Annotated in this window: 15 protein-coding genes and 1 other RNA gene; 2 read left to right on the top strand and 14 right to left on the bottom strand. The window is 48.0% G+C overall.

The window, feature by feature from the left end:
• Nucleotides 1–316: 316 nt before the first annotated feature.
• The 9 genes from rpoD to B5E53_RS16440 form a co-directional block, all read right to left on the bottom strand.
• On the bottom strand, nt 317–1,417 hold the full coding sequence (gene rpoD / locus B5E53_RS16480; RefSeq protein ID WP_087317031.1) for an RNA polymerase sigma factor RpoD: 1,101 nt from the start codon (nt 1,415–1,417) through the stop codon (nt 317–319).
• A gap of 411 nt (nt 1,418–1,828) precedes the next feature.
• Nucleotides 1,829–2,926 carry a UDP-galactopyranose mutase gene (gene glf, locus B5E53_RS16475; protein ID WP_087317028.1) on the bottom strand — a complete coding sequence of 366 codons (1,098 nt, stop codon included), beginning with the start codon at nt 2,924–2,926 and terminating at the stop codon, nt 1,829–1,831.
• A 114-nt stretch (nt 2,927–3,040) separates the two neighbouring features.
• Nucleotides 3,041–4,915, bottom strand: coding sequence for a CDP-glycerol glycerophosphotransferase family protein (locus B5E53_RS16470; RefSeq protein ID WP_087317024.1), 1,875 nt, complete (start codon nt 4,913–4,915; stop codon nt 3,041–3,043).
• A 25-nt stretch (nt 4,916–4,940) separates the two neighbouring features.
• Nucleotides 4,941–6,431: a threonine synthase gene (thrC, locus tag B5E53_RS16465; protein ID WP_087317020.1), complete on the bottom strand. Its 1,491-nt coding sequence runs from the start codon at nt 6,429–6,431 to the stop codon at nt 4,941–4,943.
• Nucleotides 6,432–6,574: 143 nt separating this feature from the next.
• On the bottom strand, nt 6,575–7,450 hold the full coding sequence (locus tag B5E53_RS16460; protein ID WP_087317017.1) for a hypothetical protein: 876 nt from the start codon (nt 7,448–7,450) through the stop codon (nt 6,575–6,577).
• A 3-nt stretch (nt 7,451–7,453) separates the two neighbouring features.
• Nucleotides 7,454–8,359 (bottom strand): ABC transporter ATP-binding protein, encoded by a 906-nt coding sequence (locus tag B5E53_RS16455; protein WP_087317014.1) that lies wholly within the window; start codon nt 8,357–8,359, stop codon nt 7,454–7,456.
• A gap of 14 nt (nt 8,360–8,373) precedes the next feature.
• The gene (locus tag B5E53_RS16450; RefSeq protein ID WP_087317011.1) at nt 8,374–10,788 is read right to left on the bottom strand and encodes a hypothetical protein; all 2,415 of its coding nucleotides are present in this window, start codon (nt 10,786–10,788) and stop codon (nt 8,374–8,376) included.
• Between the two features lie 14 nt (nt 10,789–10,802).
• Nucleotides 10,803–11,957: a HAMP domain-containing sensor histidine kinase gene (locus tag B5E53_RS16445; RefSeq protein ID WP_087317009.1), complete on the bottom strand. Its 1,155-nt coding sequence runs from the start codon at nt 11,955–11,957 to the stop codon at nt 10,803–10,805.
• A complete protein-coding gene (locus B5E53_RS16440) occupies nt 11,947–12,657 on the bottom strand; it encodes a response regulator transcription factor (RefSeq protein ID WP_087317006.1) in 711 nt (236 codons plus the stop codon). Before B5E53_RS16440 ends, B5E53_RS16445 begins: the two co-directional genes overlap by 11 nt.
• A 199-nt stretch (nt 12,658–12,856) precedes the next feature.
• Here B5E53_RS16440 and rnpB point away from each other — a divergent pair.
• Nucleotides 12,857–13,216: RNase P RNA component class A (rnpB, locus tag B5E53_RS16435), an RNA gene on the top strand.
• Between the two features lie 305 nt (nt 13,217–13,521).
• On the opposite strand, the gene fucO is transcribed toward rnpB, so the two are convergent.
• The 5 genes from fucO to B5E53_RS16410 all read right to left on the bottom strand — a co-directional run bounded on the left by fucO (nt 13,522) and on the right by B5E53_RS16410 (nt 17,355).
• The gene (fucO, locus tag B5E53_RS16430) at nt 13,522–14,670 is read right to left on the bottom strand and encodes a lactaldehyde reductase (RefSeq protein WP_087317003.1); all 1,149 of its coding nucleotides are present in this window, start codon (nt 14,668–14,670) and stop codon (nt 13,522–13,524) included.
• Nucleotides 14,671–14,833: 163 nt separating this feature from the next.
• Complete coding sequence (locus B5E53_RS16425) at nt 14,834–15,751, bottom strand: S8 family peptidase (protein ID WP_242963791.1); 918 nt, start codon at nt 15,749–15,751, stop codon at nt 14,834–14,836.
• 122 nt (nt 15,752–15,873) lie between these two features.
• A complete protein-coding gene (locus B5E53_RS16420; RefSeq protein ID WP_242963789.1) occupies nt 15,874–16,407 on the bottom strand; it encodes an NUDIX domain-containing protein in 534 nt (177 codons plus the stop codon).
• A complete protein-coding gene (locus B5E53_RS16415) occupies nt 16,389–16,940 on the bottom strand; it encodes a prolyl-tRNA synthetase associated domain-containing protein (RefSeq protein ID WP_087316997.1) in 552 nt (183 codons plus the stop codon). The genes B5E53_RS16420 and B5E53_RS16415 overlap by 19 nt, the downstream gene beginning before the upstream one ends.
• Before the next feature lie 100 nt (nt 16,941–17,040).
• The gene (locus B5E53_RS16410) at nt 17,041–17,355 is read right to left on the bottom strand and encodes a hypothetical protein (RefSeq protein WP_087316994.1); all 315 of its coding nucleotides are present in this window, start codon (nt 17,353–17,355) and stop codon (nt 17,041–17,043) included.
• Nucleotides 17,356–17,523: 168 nt separating this feature from the next.
• Here B5E53_RS16410 and B5E53_RS16405 point away from each other — a divergent pair, with 168 nt between their 5' ends.
• Nucleotides 17,524–17,718, top strand: a complete 195-nt coding sequence (locus tag B5E53_RS16405) for a CopG family transcriptional regulator (RefSeq protein WP_087316991.1) — start codon at nt 17,524–17,526, stop codon at nt 17,716–17,718.
• Nucleotides 17,719–17,955 lie beyond the last annotated feature (237 nt).

Here is a 17,955-nt window from a genome sequence, read left to right as displayed (position 1 = left end):
AAATGTGTATCCCGACTGCAGGGCTTTACGATTTTTCCGGAATGACAGGTGGCTCCACGCTTAGGAATGCAATTTCCTGTGAAACAAGAAAGAATCCTGCAAAGCAGGATTCTCCGCCTGCGGCGGGTCGCGAAAGCGGCATCTTCCTATCCGCCGCAGTGCGATCCTCGCGGAGCGTTTTTTATTTCATGGGAATGCAATTTCCTGTGAAATAAAAATAGCGGGAGTCCTGATTCCTCAGTCTTCCCACTATTTTAATCAATTATTTATCATTTGGCAACACGCACTTGAAGAAATCCGCCGGGCCCGGAGCACATTACTCCAGGAAATCCTTAAGTTTCCGGCTCCGGCTTGGATGCCGTAATTTCCGAAGAGCCTTCGCCTCGATCTGACGAATACGCTCTCTGGTTACATTAAATTCCTTTCCAACCTCTTCCAGGGTTCTTGTCTTGCCGTCGTCCAGTCCGAAACGGAGCTTGATGACATTCCGCTCTCTCTCGGTGAGAGATGCCATGGCCACTTCCAGTTCTTCTTTCAGCATGGAGAAAGATGCGGAATCCACAGGAGAGAGCAGGGATTCATCCTCGATGAAATCTCCCAGCTGGCTGTCCTCCTCCTCGCCGATCGGCGTATCCAGGGATACCGGATCTCTGGATGTCTTCAGGATCTCGTCAATCTTTGCCACAGGCATGTTCATCTTCTTTGCAATCTCTTCATTGGTAGGTTCTCTTCCAAGCTCCTGCAGAAGCATTCTGGAAGTACGAAGCGTCTTGTTGATGGTCTCCACCATATGTACCGGAACCCGGATGGTCTTTGCCGTATCGGCAATACCTCGGGTGATCGCCTGACGAATCCACCAGGTGGAGTAGGTACTGAACTTGTTACCTTTCTTGTAATCAAACTTCTCCACGGCCTTCATCAGACCCATGTTGCCCTCCTGGATCAGATCCAGGAACGACATGCCTCTTCCGACATACTTCTTGGCGATACTTACCACCAGACGCAGGTTGGCTTCAATAAGCTGCTTTCTGGCCTGTTCGTCACCCTTCTCGATGCGCTGTGCCAGAAAGACTTCTTCCTCGGCTGTCAGCAGCGGGATGTTGCCGATCTCTTTCAGATACATACGCACCGGATCTTCCAGACTGACTCCTTCCAGAATGTCCGTATCATCGATGAGCTCCACTTCTTCCGCGTCGTCATCGATAAAGTTATCATCGTTATCTTCCTCACTGGTATTCAGAACATCTACGCCCTGCTTTTCAAAATAGTCAAGAATCCACTCAAACTTCTCAGGGGTCAACTCAACATCCTTAAACGCATCGTTAATCTCCTTGTACTCGAGCACGTTTTTATTCTGGTGGGCCTGTTTCAGAAGTGTTTCCATAATATTAGAAAAACTTAATCTTGCATCATCCATGTTTGTTCTCCCGATTCTTTTTTGCTGACCTGTTATCTGACTGCTGTCTCATTGGTATCATAAGATAAATAATAAAGAAGACATCTTAAGGAAGGGTATGCGATCTGAACACCTTACCCTTCCTTTCTCTTTCGTGCTTTATTGTAAATTTATCTTAATCATACTGATAGCGGCACTACCACTATTATACCGATATTGTCTATTCTATCCCAAGTTTCCCGCTCTGTCAACTTTTTTTGGGAAATTCATCGTTTTTTCACAGTATTTTGTGTCTTTTTTCTCTTATACAACATTATATTGTACTTTTTTTACTTTATGTCTCCTATTTCCGCAGTTCTGTCATCTCTTTCCGACAATTTCCGATATCCGGCGTTCATCGCCGCAGCCGACGGCCGCGGAAACATTGATCCATCAGAGATTCTTCACCGTATCAAGAGCCAGACGGATGACTTTATCCATGTCATAGTAACGATAGGTGCCTAAACGGCCGCCGAAGATGGTGTCCGGTTCCGCTTCGGCCAGCGCCCGGTACTGATCCGCCAGCGCTTCATTTTCTTCGTCGTTGATCGGGTAGTACGGTTCCATGCCCGGCTTCCACTCTTCCGGATACTCCCGGGAGATAACGGTGGACGGCTGGGTGCCGAACTCGAAATGTTTATGCTCGATAATACGGGTATACGGCACCTCTCGCTCGGTATAATTGACCACCGCATTGCCCTGATAATTATCTACCGGCAGGATCTCGGTCTCAAAGCGCACGGTTCGGTACTGCAGAATTCCCAGCTTATAATCAAAGTATGCGTCCAGCGGCCCGGTATACACGGTCTTTTCCGCCATATCCGGATGCTCCTTCCGGAAGGTAAAATAATCGGTATCCAGCAGCACATCGGACCCTTCCAGCAGTTTCAGGATCAGCTTCGTATATCCGCCTTTTGGAATGCCCTGATACGGGTCATTGAAATAGTTGTTGTCATAAATGAAACGGAGCGGCAGACGTTTGATGATAAACGGCGGCAGCTCTGTGCAGTCTCTTCCCCACTGCTTTTCTGTGTAACCTTTCACCAGCTTCTCATAGACATCCCGTCCCACCAGAGACAGCGCCTGCTCCTCCAGATTCTGCGGTTCTCCGATCTGAAGATCCGCAATCTGGGAAGCGATGATATCTTTTGCCTCCTGCGGCGTCCGGATTCCCCAGAGTCTGCTGAATGTGTTCATATTAAAAGGAAGATTATACAGTTCGTCTTTATAGACGGCAACCGGAGAATTGATATAATGGTTGCACTCTGTCAGCGTATTGACATAATCCCAGACTTCTTTGTCCGAAGTATGGAAGATATGCGCGCCGTACTTATGAACCTGGATTCCTTCCACTTCTTCCGTGTAAATGTTGCCTCCCACATGGTCTCTCTTGTCAATCACAAGACAGGAAGCGCCTTTTTTCGTCATCTCATGGGCAAAAACACTGCCGAACAAGCCTGCGCCCACAATCAGATAATCGTATTTTTTCACGATGATTTCCTCCACTTTATTTAAAAATACAACCGCCCGGGAATACCGCCGCTCTCACAAAACCGTGACAGCCGGCATGCCCCGGGCAAAAAAACTATATCATATAACAAACGATCAGATCAGTCTCAGTTCTTTCAGCTTCTTACAGAGTCTCTCCATATTTTTTCCATCGGAGAATTCGTTGATCTGCCGGTAGCGGCGTTCAAATTCCTCTGTGCGGAACACATCAAGCTGAATTCTGCCGTCCCGGCATCCCTCTTCCAGAATTGTGTTGAGCTCTTCCAGAGAAAAGGCACGTTTTCCGATGTACTCGTCATCCTTCGGAATAAGCTTTCCGTTTTCCTTCTCATAGAACTTCAGGTCTTCCTGGAAGAAGACAACGCCTCCGCCCTGATAAAAACTGTTGTAGCAAACCGAAGAGTAATCCGTGATCAAAAGCTTGGCGATGCTGAGCACCTCGGAGATCGGTTTTCTCCAGATACTCGGCGCCAGCTCTGTTTTCTCCAGATGAGCGCCAGTCTTCGGATGGATCACGATGTGGATCTGATCCGCCGGCAGATACTTCCGCAGCATATTATAAACCGCCAGCGTATTCTGATAATAACTGGATTTGGTAAAGTCCTCCATATTATCTTCATATGGCTTCCAGGTGAGCATGATCACCGCGGTATCGTCGGAATCCTGATTCAGATGCTTGTAGGAAAGCTTGCTGAAAATTCCCATGCCGGTCTTTAAAATCCTGGAATTGTCGATGCCCATCATGCGGTGAACGGCTTCTTTTTCTTTTTCGCTGTTGACCACAATGTAATCCGGCTCCATCTCTCTTCCCGCCAGGAACGGAGAATTCGGTCCGTGACATTTCATATAAGTCACTCCGTGCTGCAGAAACACAAAAGTATTCTCCGCAATACTTCTGCGGTAATATTTGTTGTTGGAACGGATAATGTTCAGGTGGAACGGCGTCTCCGTGGAAATATAGGTGTTGGCCCGGAACAAAAGCTCGTAATATTTCTTCGAATACTGTTTTACCACATTGGGGTGATCCTTGATTCTCTGGTAATCCGGGGAATCCCCATTTATGATAAAATAAGCGCCTTTTGGATTTCTTTTCCACGCCATGTCAAAAATCTCAAACGTTCCTTCTTCCGCTTTCTGACAGAACTTCTCATAAAAAAGGCTGACCTTCTGTGAAGATTTCTCCTTTTCCTTCTTCCCTCTGCGATACAGCCATCCGGACACCAGATCGCTTTCCCAGAAATGGAAAGCCGGCTTCTTCTCCGCCTCTTCCATAGGCCGGCAGACGAACAGTACATTTCCCACGCCGGTATGTTTGATCTGTACCGCCTGATCTCTATAGAAGAAACTGATCATTGGCACGTGCTGATATTTGATATTCTCATCAGGCACTTCGATCTTTACCGGAAATGTAACGTCCATGCCATTGACTTTCAGAGCGATATCGAAACGGGAAGAAGTCTCCTCCATCTCTTTTGTCATCTCGTCCATGGTAAAATGAAACTTCCGGATAAAAAACGGATCGTTATCCTTTACTTTGTCCAGGCTCTTTTTGCTGACCGGTATGTCAAAAGGCTGCCGGATCCGCCCGCCGATAAGCAGAGCGGCATCCGCAAAGGTGAAATCTCCCCGGTCCACCACGCCTACCTGCAGCTGCAGAGACAGCCCGCTTCTGGTCAGAGAAATATGCTGCACATTGCACATTCTCTCCAGCACCCGAAGATAAGCCCCTCTGCTTGGCGCATAACTGGCCTTGACCTCGCCTCCTCTGGTATAAACCATAAGGATATTCTCCTCCACAGGCTTCCAGAAAAGAATCTTTCTCTGTTTTTTATCTTTTATGGTGATGCCGGTCGATACATTTTTTTTCAGTTCAAAATCATCCAGTTTTCTCTGCCAGGACTCGGCCTGCAGGCCTTCCCCTTCCTTCCTGACTTCCAGAACGTTATCTACAAAAGTTACAGATATTTTCATATTTTCCCTCCTGCGGGCGGTCTTCTTACTGAATTCCCAGAATCCGCTTCACCTGACTGCACATTTCCTCTTTTTCGCAGACAGTATCATGTAAAACCGGAGCGGAACGGATATCCTCAATGGCCTGCGGCACCGGAACGCCGGACAGACGCTCCAGCTCATCCACCAGGGCAAAATCGCTCTGGGCGTCATAGGCCGGATCGATGGCATTCATAACGCTTCGTGTAAATTTGTAAGGGCTGGCTGTGGAGACAATGACTGTCTTTGTGTCGTCCTTCGTGTCTGCCATATATTTTTCATAAACGCTCTCCGCCACCGCGGTATGCGTATCCATGATATATCCGGTCTGTTCGTATATTTTCTTAATGGCTGCCGCTGTCTCTTCCTCGCTGGCATAGTTGCCGTAGAAGTCCTTCATCTGCTCCCGCATCTCATCGGTGATCTCATAGCGGCCGGCCTCATTTAACGCCTTCATGTAAGCGCTGTTTTTCTCCGCGTCTCTTCCCGCCGTCTGATAAATCAGTCTCTCCAGATTACTGGAAATGAGGATATCCATGGATGGAGAGGACGTGAGGATAAACTCCCGGTTTTTGTCATAACAGCCGCTGCTGAAGAAATCAAAAAGTACTTTATTCTCATTGGAAGCGCAGATCAGTTTCGCGATCGGCACGCCCATCTGTTTGGCATAATAAGCCGCCAGAATATTGCCGAAGTTACCGGTCGGCACATCCACATTGATCTGCTCGCCGTCGGCAATCTCTCCCTGAGCCAGCAGGGCAGCGTAAGTATATACATAGTAAACCACCTGAGGGACCAGACGTCCGATGTTGATGGAATTGGCGGAAGAGAACTGATATCCTGCCGCTGCCATCTCCTCAGCCAGCGCGGTATCGGAAAACATCTTCTTCACACCGGTCTGGGCGTCGTCAAAATTCCCTTCAATACCGATAACGTAAGTATTCTCTCCCCGCTGAGTGATCATCTGTTTTTCCTGGATCGGGCTCACGCCGTGCTTCGGATAAAAGACGATGATCTTTGTGCCCGGCACGTCGGCAAAGCCTGCCAGAGCCGCTTTTCCCGTGTCTCCGGAAGTGGCTGTCAGGATCACGATCTCATTTTTTACATGATTCTTTCTGGCGCTGGTGGTCAGCAGATACGGAAGGATGGATAATGCCATATCCTTGAAGGCGATGGTCGCACCGTGAAAGAGTTCCAAAAAATACTTGCCGTCTTTTTTCACAAGCTCCGCGATATGCGGCGTATCGAACTTCTTATCATAAGCACTGTTGATACAGTGTCTCAATTCTTCTTCCGTAAAATCTGTCAGGAACAGCTTCATCACTTCATAGGCCACGTCCTGATAACTCATTCCGGACAGCTCTTCCATACTTTTGTCCAGCGCCGGAATCTGCTCCGGCACATACAGACCGCCTTCTCCCGCCAGTCCGCGGAGAATCGCCTCAGATGCCTTTGCTGTTTCTTCATTGTTTCTTGTACTTCTATACAACAAATCCATAATTCTGTCCTCTCTGTTTTATTCATTTCTCATGTTCACAATGGTTCACCGCTGATACGGCATATCTGCCGCTTCTGCACAGTTCTGTTATTATAGCACAGCCTTTTTTGTTGTACAAGGCAAATGCACAAAGGAAGCCCGCTCTAAGTCCTTTTCCGCCGGTCCATATACCAGATGGAAAGCACCAGAAATACAATCCCCGTCAGCAGGCAGACCAGGTTGGACATCTTATAAAACAACAAAATAAACCATTTATCCGACGTGTCAATACCCAGATGGCTGCAGAACGTGCCGAAAAGACCGATATCTCCTGTAATGCTTCCGTAAAATCCCATGTACGATGACAATGGATTCAGGGCAAGCAGGACCAGGCAGACAGCGACCACCTCCGGCGCAATCCGTCCGCTGCCGCTCATCATCAGCGAACCATTTCGGAAAGCTTCCGCCAGCATCAACGTTCCGATTCCAAACATCAGCTGCACAAAAATCGTCGAGGCGAAGGCCCAGACGCTTTTACTGCACACCGTGTAAAAAAAGATGGAGATCGTCCCGCTCCAGAATGCGTAAAGAAGAATCATCAGTCCCAGGCGCACCAGCTTGATTCCGCTGATCCCCGTATAGATACAGGACAGGGCGGACACGGGCAGGCCGGAGATAAAGAGCAGTGCATGCACGGCCAGCACGAGAAACATCTTCGCAGTTACATACTGAAATGGCATACCCGGCAGCATCTCAAACTGCTCCAGCATATTTTTTTCTTTGTCAACGATATATAGTCTTGATACATTGAACGGCGTGAGCAGTACCACCGCCACAATCTGAAATGTGCTGATGATCAGAAACTGATACTGATAGGTCGTGGTATTATAATAATAGCCCTGCTGAAAAGACTCCTCATTAAAAACCATGAATAAAATCATGATAAACGCCATGATAGCAATATAAAAAATGATCATCAGCGGAAGACGGATATTTCTTCCCTCCCGCAGCCATTCTGTTTTTAAAAATGGATTTATCATGCCCTACCTCCGGAAAACTTCTTCAATATTAACGCGGTCCCTCATGTAATTCTGAATAAACGCACCGGATGCCACCAGATCGGTGAGCAGCTCCGCCTCTTCCCTTTCTCCTCCGTTGAAACGGAAGATCACTTCCTGTTCATCCACCGTCACCCGGTCCACCAGCGCATTGGCCTTCAGCACTTCCAGCGCATCCTCAAGACCTGCCAGTACACGCATCCGCACCGGACTTTTTTTGAGGGCCGTCTCAAAAATTTCTTCAGTCTCTCCTTCCACGACCACCTGGCCGTCCTCCACCAGAGCCACATCCGTAAAGAAATCCCGGGTTTCCGGAAACATCTGAGAATTGACCACCATGGACTTGCCCTGTTCCTGGAGCATCAGCAGAATTTTGATCATGGAATTCCGGTTGGCGGAACTCAGATCCGCGAAGGGCTCATCCAGAAGAAGCCACTGGGGATCATGGAGAACCGTCTTGGCCAGACAGAGAAACGGAAGCATCTCCGCCGGAAGCTCTGCGATGAAGGCGCTCATATACTGGCGGATGCCAAACAGTTCCGCCACCTCCTCCATCCGCTTCTGCCGGTACCTTCCATTTACTTTATAGAGAGACAGGAACAGCTCGAAATATTCATCCACCCGGAGCAGATCATAAAACCCGTACTCCCGGGGCATATATCCGAAATTCTGATATGCCCTGCTTCTCTCCTGATAAATAGAGACGCCATCCAGCAGAATCTGCCCGTAATCGGGAGCCTGGCTTCCGCTGGCTGCCGCCAGGATCATGGACTTCGCCTTACTGTCAGACCCCACCAGACCCATGATGGCCCCGTCCGGCACTGTCAGATTAAAATCATCCAGTATTCTTTTTTCCCGCCGGTAGATAGAGGTATTTTGAAATTCAAGCATAGCCGCTCCCCCTGTTATTCCAGATCTTTGGTCAGAAGAGACAGAACCGGCGCCTCCCCGTAATCACTGCCCGCCGGCAGAGTATAGGTCAGCATCATCTCATTCATGTCCGAGATATAAGGCTCCAGTTCATCACAATTCATAAAATCGTCTTCTTCCTCGAGAATCCGTTCCTGTTCTCCTGTGTCATAGTTATATGCATATATCACCCCTTCAAAGCCGTCCCTGTTCCTGAACAGTCCCCACACAAGCTTGGAAGGGTCGAAAGCGTAGACCGCTTTCATTTCGTTTTTCTCAAGGATATCATGGCGCAGGGAGGTCTCCCCGCTCTCCTCGTCGAGACAGGTATTGATATTGATAATGCAGTCGCTGTCGTCACTTTTTGGCAGCTCAAATCGGTTAACAAACGCTGACAGGCGGTTGCCAAGGGTATTTCCGTTAGAGAGAAGCTGGAAATTATTTTCATCGGTAATCCCAATGACCAGAAGAGTATCCTGATCCTGATTTTCCAGCATGTATCTTTGTTTCAGGTATTCCACCAGACTGCCCACGGCTGTAGCGTCGTCTTCCTCCTCCAGCTGGTCTTCTTCATATTCCGTCCAGAAACGGACAGCACTCTCTTTCACTTCCGCCGTCTCTCCCGGCTCCATCCCGTTAATCACCGTATACTGCTGTCCCCGGATCAATACCACTTTCTCAAAATTCCAGTCGGACAGATTCGTCACATTTCCCTCAAAGTAAGAATTCTCCGCAGTGATATCCGCGCTAAAACAGCCGGCATAGTCCGCCTGAGGCTCACTGCCGGAACATTTAAGAATGTAAGAAGTTCCCGGGACCGATTCCCCGAAAGCGATATCAAAACCGTTCTTCGTATTATTGATGGTGTAATTTTCCGTGATGTTGCGCACGGAAAAATCGTCTACATTTTCCGTCCGGTAATCATAATCCACCGGTTCCACACTGGAGATGGAGGAAACCAGATCCACGCTGTCCTCCGTCCCCTCGCTGCTCTGATACAAAAGGAAATAGTCGTCTTTGTTCTTTTCGGCATCGCTGACGCGGATGGCGGAAAATCCTTCCCCTGTCTCCCCGTTGCTCCCCTCTGACCGAAAAGCCAGGGAAACGGTAAAGAGAATGGCCACCACCGGAACCACACCCCAGATATATTCCCGTCTTTTTATCTTTCTGAGCAGATAATAGGCAAAAAATCCCAGAACTCCCAGATATACAATAAAAAATACTCCATAATAAAACGTATTGAGACGTCTTCCGTTCATGAACGCATACAGTGTCCGCTTGACATACCACAGACTGGTATCATCCGCCCAGGAGCGTCCCACTTCTGTGTTCAGTTCCTCTTCAAAAATCTGTCCGATCACCGCATCCCTGCCCGTCCACTGACGGAAAGTATCATCGGTGAGGCTGAAGGAAAACACGGAAATCTCCCCACTGTCGTATTCTTTCCGGTAAACACAGGCCGGAGAAGAAAAAGAAAGGCTCTCCCACTCATCCTTTTCTTCCAGAATCAGACGGGAAGAATACAGCCGCGCGCTTCCTGCCCGGGACAACTCACTGGTGAAAGAATACTGAACCTCTTCCACCTCCTCGGCTTTCACTTTCAGCATCTTCTCCAGGCTGGGCAGAACCACTTCCGCCCCGGTACCCGTTCCCACAAACAGGCTTCCGCCTTCTGATACCCAGGAAGAAAGGCACCGGATCTGAAGCTGAGACAACGAAGAAGTGTCAAAAGAATCGATCAGTATTCCGGACAGCGACCCCAGTTCCTGCACATCTGTGGGAAAATCTCCCGCCAGAAACCGCACCAGCTTAAGCGTGAGATTCTCATCCTCCACGTCCAGGCTCATGCCGTCCAGATATTCCAGGGAAGAATACTGACTGCTCAAAACTCCGATATATATATTTTTCTCTTCCGCCTCTTCTTCATCTTCATCCCGGGTCAGCACCCGCTCTGAAAACTGGACGGTTCCGAAGGAATCCAGGATCTCAAAATAAAAATACGATGCATTTCCCAGAGAAGGGATCTCCATGGACACCTTACTGGTAACTCCTTCCCGGCAGCTCAAAGCCGACTGGTAAGATACTCCCTCGCCGTCCGCTCCCGGCAGAGTGATCTTCAAGGTTCCGGTAAATGCCTTATCCTCACAGGATACACTCACTCTCACAGGCACTGTTCTGTCCTGAGCGATATAGCCTTTTGTCCCAAACACCACGTTTCCGGACAGGGCATCTGTCTGAAAATGGTATCTGTAACCGCCTGCCTCGGACATCTCTTCTGCTTCCCAAATCTGAGTCGTTTCGCTGCCGTGCTGCTGACGGTGGCATCCATAGAACCAGAAAATCACCATACACAGAACAATGAGCACAAGAATTATTATTTTTTTGTAGGTGCGAAATAAATCATTGAGCATGCTGTTTCCTCATCCTATCTGCCTCCATTGTACGGCGCCACCACCGGCAGCTCAATCTGAAACCGGGTGCCGTATTCATCGCTGGTGGCCCAGATATTTCCGTTATGCAGGTTGACAATGTTCTTGGCGATGGCAAGTCCCAGACCCGTACCCCCGGTCTTTAAAGAGCGGGAGGATTCCACCCGGTAAAACTTATCAAAAATCTTGTGCAGTTTCTCCGCCGGGATGATCTTGCCGTAATTGATCACCGCCACAAACACTTTATTCTCCAGACGACCGGTCTTCACCTCGATCACCTTGCCTTCCGCGCCATACTTGATGGCATTGGACATCAGGTTGCCGATGGCCCTTGCCAGAAGTTCCCCGTTCCCCTCGATATTCAGCGCGCCCTCATAGAACTCTGTGCGGCACGTGAGCCCGTGTTCCATGAGGCTTGGATAAAACTCATCCACGATCTGCGGCATGAACAAATTCAGATCGAGAATCTCTTTTTTGATCTTCACCTTATCTTTATCGTAACGGGTATAGTCGAAAAGATCCTTGACCAGGGTCTCCAGCTGTCTCGCCTTGGAAGAAACAATCCCCAGATACTTCTGCTTCTGATCCTCCGTCAGAAAATCTCCCTGGGATAAAAGATCCAGGTAGCCGAGAATGGACGTAAGGGGCGTGCGCAGATCGTGAGCCACGTTGGTGATCAGCTCATCCTTGGTCTTCTCCGTCTCCTTCTGGGCTTCCAGGGTCTGAGAAAGATTCCTGCACATTTCATTGATGGAATAGGCAATCTCCGAAAACTCGTCCTCTCCCTTTACAGGAATCTCTTCCTGGAAATCCCCGGACTTCATCTTCTCAAGACCGCTTATGATCTCGCGGACATAGGTGACAAAATTGTGGGATATCAGAATAAAATACATCACCAGCAGAAGAATCGTAAAAATTAAAATAACCAGAATATCCAGGGATACCGACTCCGATGCGGTAAACATCCCCAGCGCCAGATTCCCCTGACCGGACGCTCCCCAGACTCTGCGGTACTCTCCCGCCAGAATCTCCGTCTCATAAAAATAGATGCCGGCAAAAATGATTCCCTCTGTGATGAAGGTCGCCAGAACGCTCAAAAACATATAGAGAACCATTTTAAACCGGAAACTTTTAAACTTTTTAACCTTCAATTTTGTAGCCGACCCCCCATACGGTTTTCAGAATCTTCGGGCTTCTGGAATTATCCTCAATCTTCTCCCGCAGGCGCCGGATGTGGACCATAACGGTATTATTCACTTCATAAACCTTTTCATTCCATACCCGCTCAAAAATCTCATCGGTGCTGAACACCCGGTCTCTGTTGGACGCCAGCAGGTAAAGAATATCAAACTCGATCGGCGTCAGGGCGATCTCCTCCCCGTTCTTCTTCACCACATGGGCTGCCTTGTTAATCGTAAGGTTCTGAATCTCAATCTCCTCTTTTTTGTCCGCAGAAGCATCCTTCTCCGGCTCGATGGAAGTATATCTCTTCATTTGGGATTTCACCCGCGCCAGAAGCTCCAGCGGATGGAACGGCTTGGTCAGATAATCATCCGCACCTGTGCCGAAGCCCACGATCTTATCCATATCTTCTGCCTTGGCTGACAGGATCAGAATCGGGATATTGCTTGTCTTCCGAATGGTACGGCACACCTCGAGGCCGTCAATGCCCGGCATCATGATATCAAGGATCAGCATCCGGATCTCCGGATGTTCTGCCAGCATGTTAAGACACTGCTCTCCGTCTGAAGCCTTCAAAACCTTATATCCGTCATTGACCAGGTAAATCTCCACCAGGTCCGCAATCTCTTTATCATCATCCACAACTAAAATACTTGCATTCTTATCCATGTGATTTCCTCCGTAGATTTATTATGACAGGCCGCATCCGACTGTCAGTCCGTCCGGAATCAGGAAATGTACCGTCCTGCGCCATTCGGACATCCGGCTGTCAGCTTTTTGAATAGTTTACCACATTTTTGCTATAAAAGTCCTTAAGAACTTCTTACCTTGACTTTTTCATGGCTCTTTGCTAGAATGGGAAAGATTCAGAGTCGGATAAATGGTCGCTCCCTCTTACGCCGAAAGGCTTCAGGGAGAGGAAAGTCCGGGCTTCACAGGGCAGGATGCCGGATAACGTCCGGTGGAGGCGACTCCAAGGATAGTGCAACAGAGATATACCGCCGCCTCTTCCTCGTAACAGGCGGTAAGGGTGGAAAGGCGGGGTAAGAGCCCACCGATTCTCTGGTAACAGGGAATGCCATGTAAACCCCATCCGAAGCAAGACCGAACAGAAAGCTATAATCTCGCCCGGATTGCTTTCAGGTAGGTCGCTAAAGTCTGCCGGCGACGGCAGAATCAGACAGATGACCATTCACGACATAACCCGGCTTATCGTCCGGCTCTGAATTTTATTTTGAACTTCATTTTGAATGATCTGCGCGCGCGATGATTTCCAATCAATCGCTGCAGCGCTTTTTTTATGTCATAAAGCAGCTCTGCTTTTTATCACACGGCTGTAACCTTTTTCACATAAAAACATTTTTTGCACCCCAAAAGAAAAGAGTCCCGCCGCCATGGCAGGACTCTTTTCTTCATAAATCACACATAATCAACATGAATAAGGTATCTGTTTATCAATACAAAAAGTCTGATCATCCAGCACAGGAAAGCCTGATCATCCGGACAGTCCGGCTGCATGCAGGCAGTCTTCTGTTACATCAGAGACAGATACAATGCCCGGATATCTTCCTTGCTGGCATCTTTCGGATTGCCCGGTGCGCATGCATCGTTAAATGCGGAATCTACCAGGAAATCAAGATCTTCTTCTTTTGCGATCTCTTTTAAGTTCTCAGGAATCTTCACATCTCTTGCCAGCTGGGCCACCGCATCAACGGCTGCCTTTCTGTACTCTTCCTGAGTCATATTTTCAACGCCTTCCACGCCCATGGCGATGGCGATGTCTTTATATTTGGTTCCTGTAGCGTCGGCATTATATGCCATGACAGTCGGCAGCAGGATCGCATTGGCCACGCCGTGCGGTGTATCATACACTGCTCCCAGAGCGTGCGCCATGGAATGTACGATACCCAGTCCGACATTGGAGAATCCCTGTCCGGCAATATATTGTCCGAGAGCCATGTCTTCCCGCGCCTTCGGATCATTTTCACAGGCTGCTCTTAAACTTCTTGAGATGATTTCGATGGCTTTAATATGGAACATATCGGTCATCTCCCAGGCTGCCTTCGTAATATATCCTTCAATGGCATGTGTCAGAGCGTCCATACCGGTGGCTGCGGTCAGTCCGTAAGGCATGCCGCTCATCATATCCGGATCCACGATGGCAACGATCGGGATATCTTTTGTATCCACGCAGACAAACTTGCGCTGTTTCTCATCATCTTTAATTACATAGTTAATGGTAACTTCCGCCGCGGTTCCCGCTGTGGTCGGAACTGCAATAATCGGAACCGATGGCTTCGTGGTCGGAGCAACGCCTTCCAGACTTCTCACATCCGCAAACTCCGGATTGTTGATGATAATACCGATGGCCTTTGCCGTATCCATCGGAGAACCGCCGCCAATGGCAATGATGTAATCCGCTCCGGATGCCTTGAAAGCTTTCACGCCATTCTGTACATTTTCAATGGTAGGGTTTGCTTTAATGTCTGAGAAAATCCCATAAGCCATCCCCGCTTCGTCCAAGAGATCTGTCACCTTTGCCGTAACGCCGCGCTTTAAAATATTCGGTCCGCAGCACACAAAAGCCTTCTTAAATCCATGCGCTGTAACCTCCGCCGGAATATTCTGAATTGCTCCTGCTCCGTGGTAGGAGGTCTGATTAAGTGTAATACAATTTGCCATTCCCGATATCTCCTTTACTTTTTTAGTTATATTGTTGCAACAATTGTAACATAGAATTTTAAAAAAAGAAAGAAATATCCGTAATTTTATATAATATTTTTAATATTTTATTATCATTTTATCGTCATATATGCTAATCAGGTTATTTTCAATACATCTGCCGTCAGATCCCCAGCAGACCGGCCGGATTGATCATGCCCCAGCCCTGACGGTTTTTGGAAATCCCACAGTCGATGCCGGTTTCCATCAGCCGGATCTTGACATCGAGATTGGTCAGCCACGGCTGCGCTGAAAGAAGCAGCGCGATCACCCCCGTCACCACCGGGGTGGCCATGGAAGTACCGCTTCGTCTCCGGTAAGCGCCTCTGTGATTATCGCAGCTTAAAATATCACTGGCCGGCGCGATCACATCGGGTTTGCACACGCAGGTGCCCGGTACCGGCCCGCAGCCGGAATAATGCACCATTCTGCCAAACCCTCTTTTCTGCGAAGTCCCTTCTTCCAGCGCTCCCACTGTGATCACCTTCCGGCTGACGCCGGGGCTGGTGATGGTATACTGTCCCGGCCCCTCATTCCCCGCGGCCACCACCACGGTCAGCCCCGCATCCCACAGTTCTTCCACTTTCTGAACCAGAGGATCCCTCTGGGGATCTCTCCAGTTTTTTACCGGCATTCCCACGGAAATATTGACAATGCGGATCCCAAATCTCCGGTAATTCTGCAGCAGCCAGTCAATGGCCTGCATCATCGTGCTGATCTTACCGCTGCCTTTCTCATCCAGTACTTTCAGGGCGGCAATCTCCGCCTCCGGAGCAATCCCGATCCTTTTTGTGCCGGGACCAAACCCGCCGGAGGCCACAATACCACTCACATGGGTACCGTGCCCGTTATCATCATAGGGCATATTCTTTCCATTTATAAAATCCCGAAAACAGCAGATGCGGTTTTTGGGAAACCTGAAATCTTCGTGTTCGTAAATCCCTGTATCTAAAACAGCCGCGGCGATTCCTTTCCCGGTAATGCCGCGGCTGTATATCTGTGACAAATGAAATATATTTTCCCATTCAGCTCTCATCGCCATATACCTGCCAGCCGGCAATCCCGCCCGCAGATCGTTCTTCATAAAAAACGTGTCCACAGACAGAATCATGCACAGCCTGGTGCCTTTTTTAACAGTATATGACAAATCTTCTGTCCATGCTCCTACCTGACGTCCGGCCCGCAGGAATAATGATGTTCCTCCAGAAAATGTGTGAGAAACTTGCCCGCCAGACTGCCTTCCGCAATCTGCTCCGCAGCTTCCTCCAAAGAAAACCAGCGGCAGTAATCCACTTCTTCCTCCGACATACCAGACAAATCTTCCGAGTCCGCCACGCAGGAAAAGTTCAGCATCAGGGTATTAGTTGCCGGAAAATATTCACTTTTCTCAAAATGAATCTCATCCACGTGGAGACCGATCTCTTCCATGACCTCCCTGGCAACGGTATGTTCTGCATTCTCTCCCTTATTAATGTAACCTGCCACCAGAATATAACGATCCTTTCCATACTGCTTGATCAGAAGCACTTTATCCCTGTCCGGACTGAGCACCTCCATGCTGACCGCCGTAGAAAACACCGGAAACCGGTATTCCTTGCATTTCTCACAAAAAGGGACCATCCCTTCATTTTTTAAAAACCGGTCTTTAAGCTTCGTGCCACATTCCATGCAGTATGCCATCATTCTTCCACCACCCATGGCAGTTCTACCACCAGCGCTTCGTGGTGTACCGCCGGCAGAAACTTCTCAAGCACTTCCTTTGTATTAAGTTTGAGACTGGACGTGTTGATGCACGGATGACACCCCAGATATTCGTCCTCAAGAACCTCTCTGTCAATCACCAGCTGCACATGATTCTCTGTATCATTCATCAGCCCCATAATACTCACAGATCCCGGCTCAATATCCAGATATTCCTTCATATATTCCGGACTTGCGAAAGAAAGCCGGGAAGTCTGGATCTGTTTTGACAAAAGCTTCGTCTTAAAAGGCTTATCTCCCGGCATCATCAGCAGATAAAACTTCTTCTTATTAGCCGTGCATAAAAATAAATTCTTGCAGATCACCGTTCCCAGCACCGCGTCAATCTCATTACAGGCTTCCATATTCTGCGCCGCCTCATGATCCGTGCGATAATAATCCATTCCCAGGGAATCCAGCAGATCATATACCCGGATTTCCTTTTCCAGCCGTCCATCCTCATTCTCCGGACGTCCATGATATAACTCCATCTCTCATCCTCCGTCTGTCGTAATTTTTATCCATGTCAATAAAAAACCATTATAGATTATACCCCAGACACATATATTTGAAAACATTTTCTTCTTCTCTTCACTTCTTTCGGATCCTCTCCTGTGCCTCTTTAAGCATTTCTTTCAGTTCATCTATCTGTTCCCGGCTCAAAGTCTCATGCGGCTCCATCAGGTAAGGCTCCTGCCCCTCTGCTCCGGCAAGACAGAGGAAGATTAATCCCAGAATGAAAAAGATGCCTGCTCCCACGGCACAGATCTGCCTGAAGCTGCTGCCTTCTCCCACAGCTACCGCCGCAAAACACAGCAGAATACCCCCCAGAAAAAAACATATAGATATTTTAAAAAAACAGTCGTCCTTTTTCTTTGCTTTCTGACGCTTCCGGAGACCTTTCATTTTTTCAACCCCTTTTTCAGGTAAAGTTGGTATAATAGATGTCTTTTTATAATAAATAATATCACAATTCACATCATTTTTGCATTGTATTTTTAAATTATTTTCTGTTATAGATTTATATTCGCAGTTTAATTTATAATGTAGTAAAATCAAACAGGAGAATGCACCATGGATAAAACGGATAATAAATTAATTATCAGACCAAAGGACGACAAATATGTCACTATGACAATTCGAACAGAAAAGAAAATACAGGAAGAATATAATAAGCTGTCAGCCAGAACGAACCGTTCCAGAAATGAGCTGATCAGCATGGCATTAAAATATGCTCTGGACAATATGATCATTGACGACGACGAATAAACTGACGGCCTTTTACTACATAACAACAGCATCCTTTTCCCGTCACACCGGCTGAAGGTTTTTTTGTGCCGCCTTGGTTTATCATGAAATTATTAAAGTAATTAAAAAAGGGCCGCTTCAATGAACTGCTCCCCGTCAAGTAGACAATGAAAAAAATATAAATTTTTCCTGCCAGTAGATTAAAACTACTGGCAGATTTTATGCTGCCTGCAAATAAATTTCATGTTTTTCCATAGG

Source organism: Eubacterium sp. An11 (assembly GCF_002161065.1).
GTDB lineage: Bacteria > Bacillota > Clostridia > Lachnospirales > Lachnospiraceae > Anaerobutyricum > Anaerobutyricum faecale.
Note: the sequence above shows the minus strand (reverse complement) of the source record. Positions and strands in the feature narration are given on the sequence as shown.

What these genes read in the sequence shown, in the direction of transcription:
- B5E53_RS16455 (WP_087317014.1), bottom strand. Translation starts at nt 8,359, where the DNA reads ATGCTTGAATTTCAAAATACCTCTATCTACCGGCGGGAAAAAAGAATA.
- B5E53_RS16410 (WP_087316994.1), bottom strand. Translation starts at nt 17,355, where the DNA reads ATGAAAGGTCTCCGGAAGCGTCAGAAAGCAAAGAAAAAGGACGACTGT.
- B5E53_RS16425 (WP_242963791.1), bottom strand. Translation starts at nt 15,751, where the DNA reads ATGGCGATGAGAGCTGAATGGGAAAATATATTTCATTTGTCACAGATA.
- B5E53_RS16420 (WP_242963789.1), bottom strand. Translation starts at nt 16,407, where the DNA reads ATGGGTGGTGGAAGAATGATGGCATACTGCATGGAATGTGGCACGAAG.
- B5E53_RS16460 (WP_087317017.1), bottom strand. Translation starts at nt 7,450, where the DNA reads ATGATAAATCCATTTTTAAAAACAGAATGGCTGCGGGAGGGAAGAAAT.
- rpoD (WP_087317031.1), bottom strand. Translation starts at nt 1,417, where the DNA reads ATGGATGATGCAAGATTAAGTTTTTCTAATATTATGGAAACACTTCTG.
- B5E53_RS16405 (WP_087316991.1), top strand. Translation starts at nt 17,524, where the DNA reads ATGGATAAAACGGATAATAAATTAATTATCAGACCAAAGGACGACAAA.
- B5E53_RS16415 (WP_087316997.1), bottom strand. Translation starts at nt 16,940, where the DNA reads ATGGAGTTATATCATGGACGTCCGGAGAATGAGGATGGACGGCTGGAA.
- thrC (WP_087317020.1), bottom strand. Translation starts at nt 6,431, where the DNA reads ATGGATTTGTTGTATAGAAGTACAAGAAACAATGAAGAAACAGCAAAG.
- fucO (WP_087317003.1), bottom strand. Translation starts at nt 14,670, where the DNA reads ATGGCAAATTGTATTACACTTAATCAGACCTCCTACCACGGAGCAGGA.
- B5E53_RS16450 (WP_087317011.1), bottom strand. Translation starts at nt 10,788, where the DNA reads ATGCTCAATGATTTATTTCGCACCTACAAAAAAATAATAATTCTTGTG.
- B5E53_RS16470 (WP_087317024.1), bottom strand. Translation starts at nt 4,915, where the DNA reads ATGAAAATATCTGTAACTTTTGTAGATAACGTTCTGGAAGTCAGGAAG.
- B5E53_RS16440 (WP_087317006.1), bottom strand. Translation starts at nt 12,657, where the DNA reads ATGGATAAGAATGCAAGTATTTTAGTTGTGGATGATGATAAAGAGATT.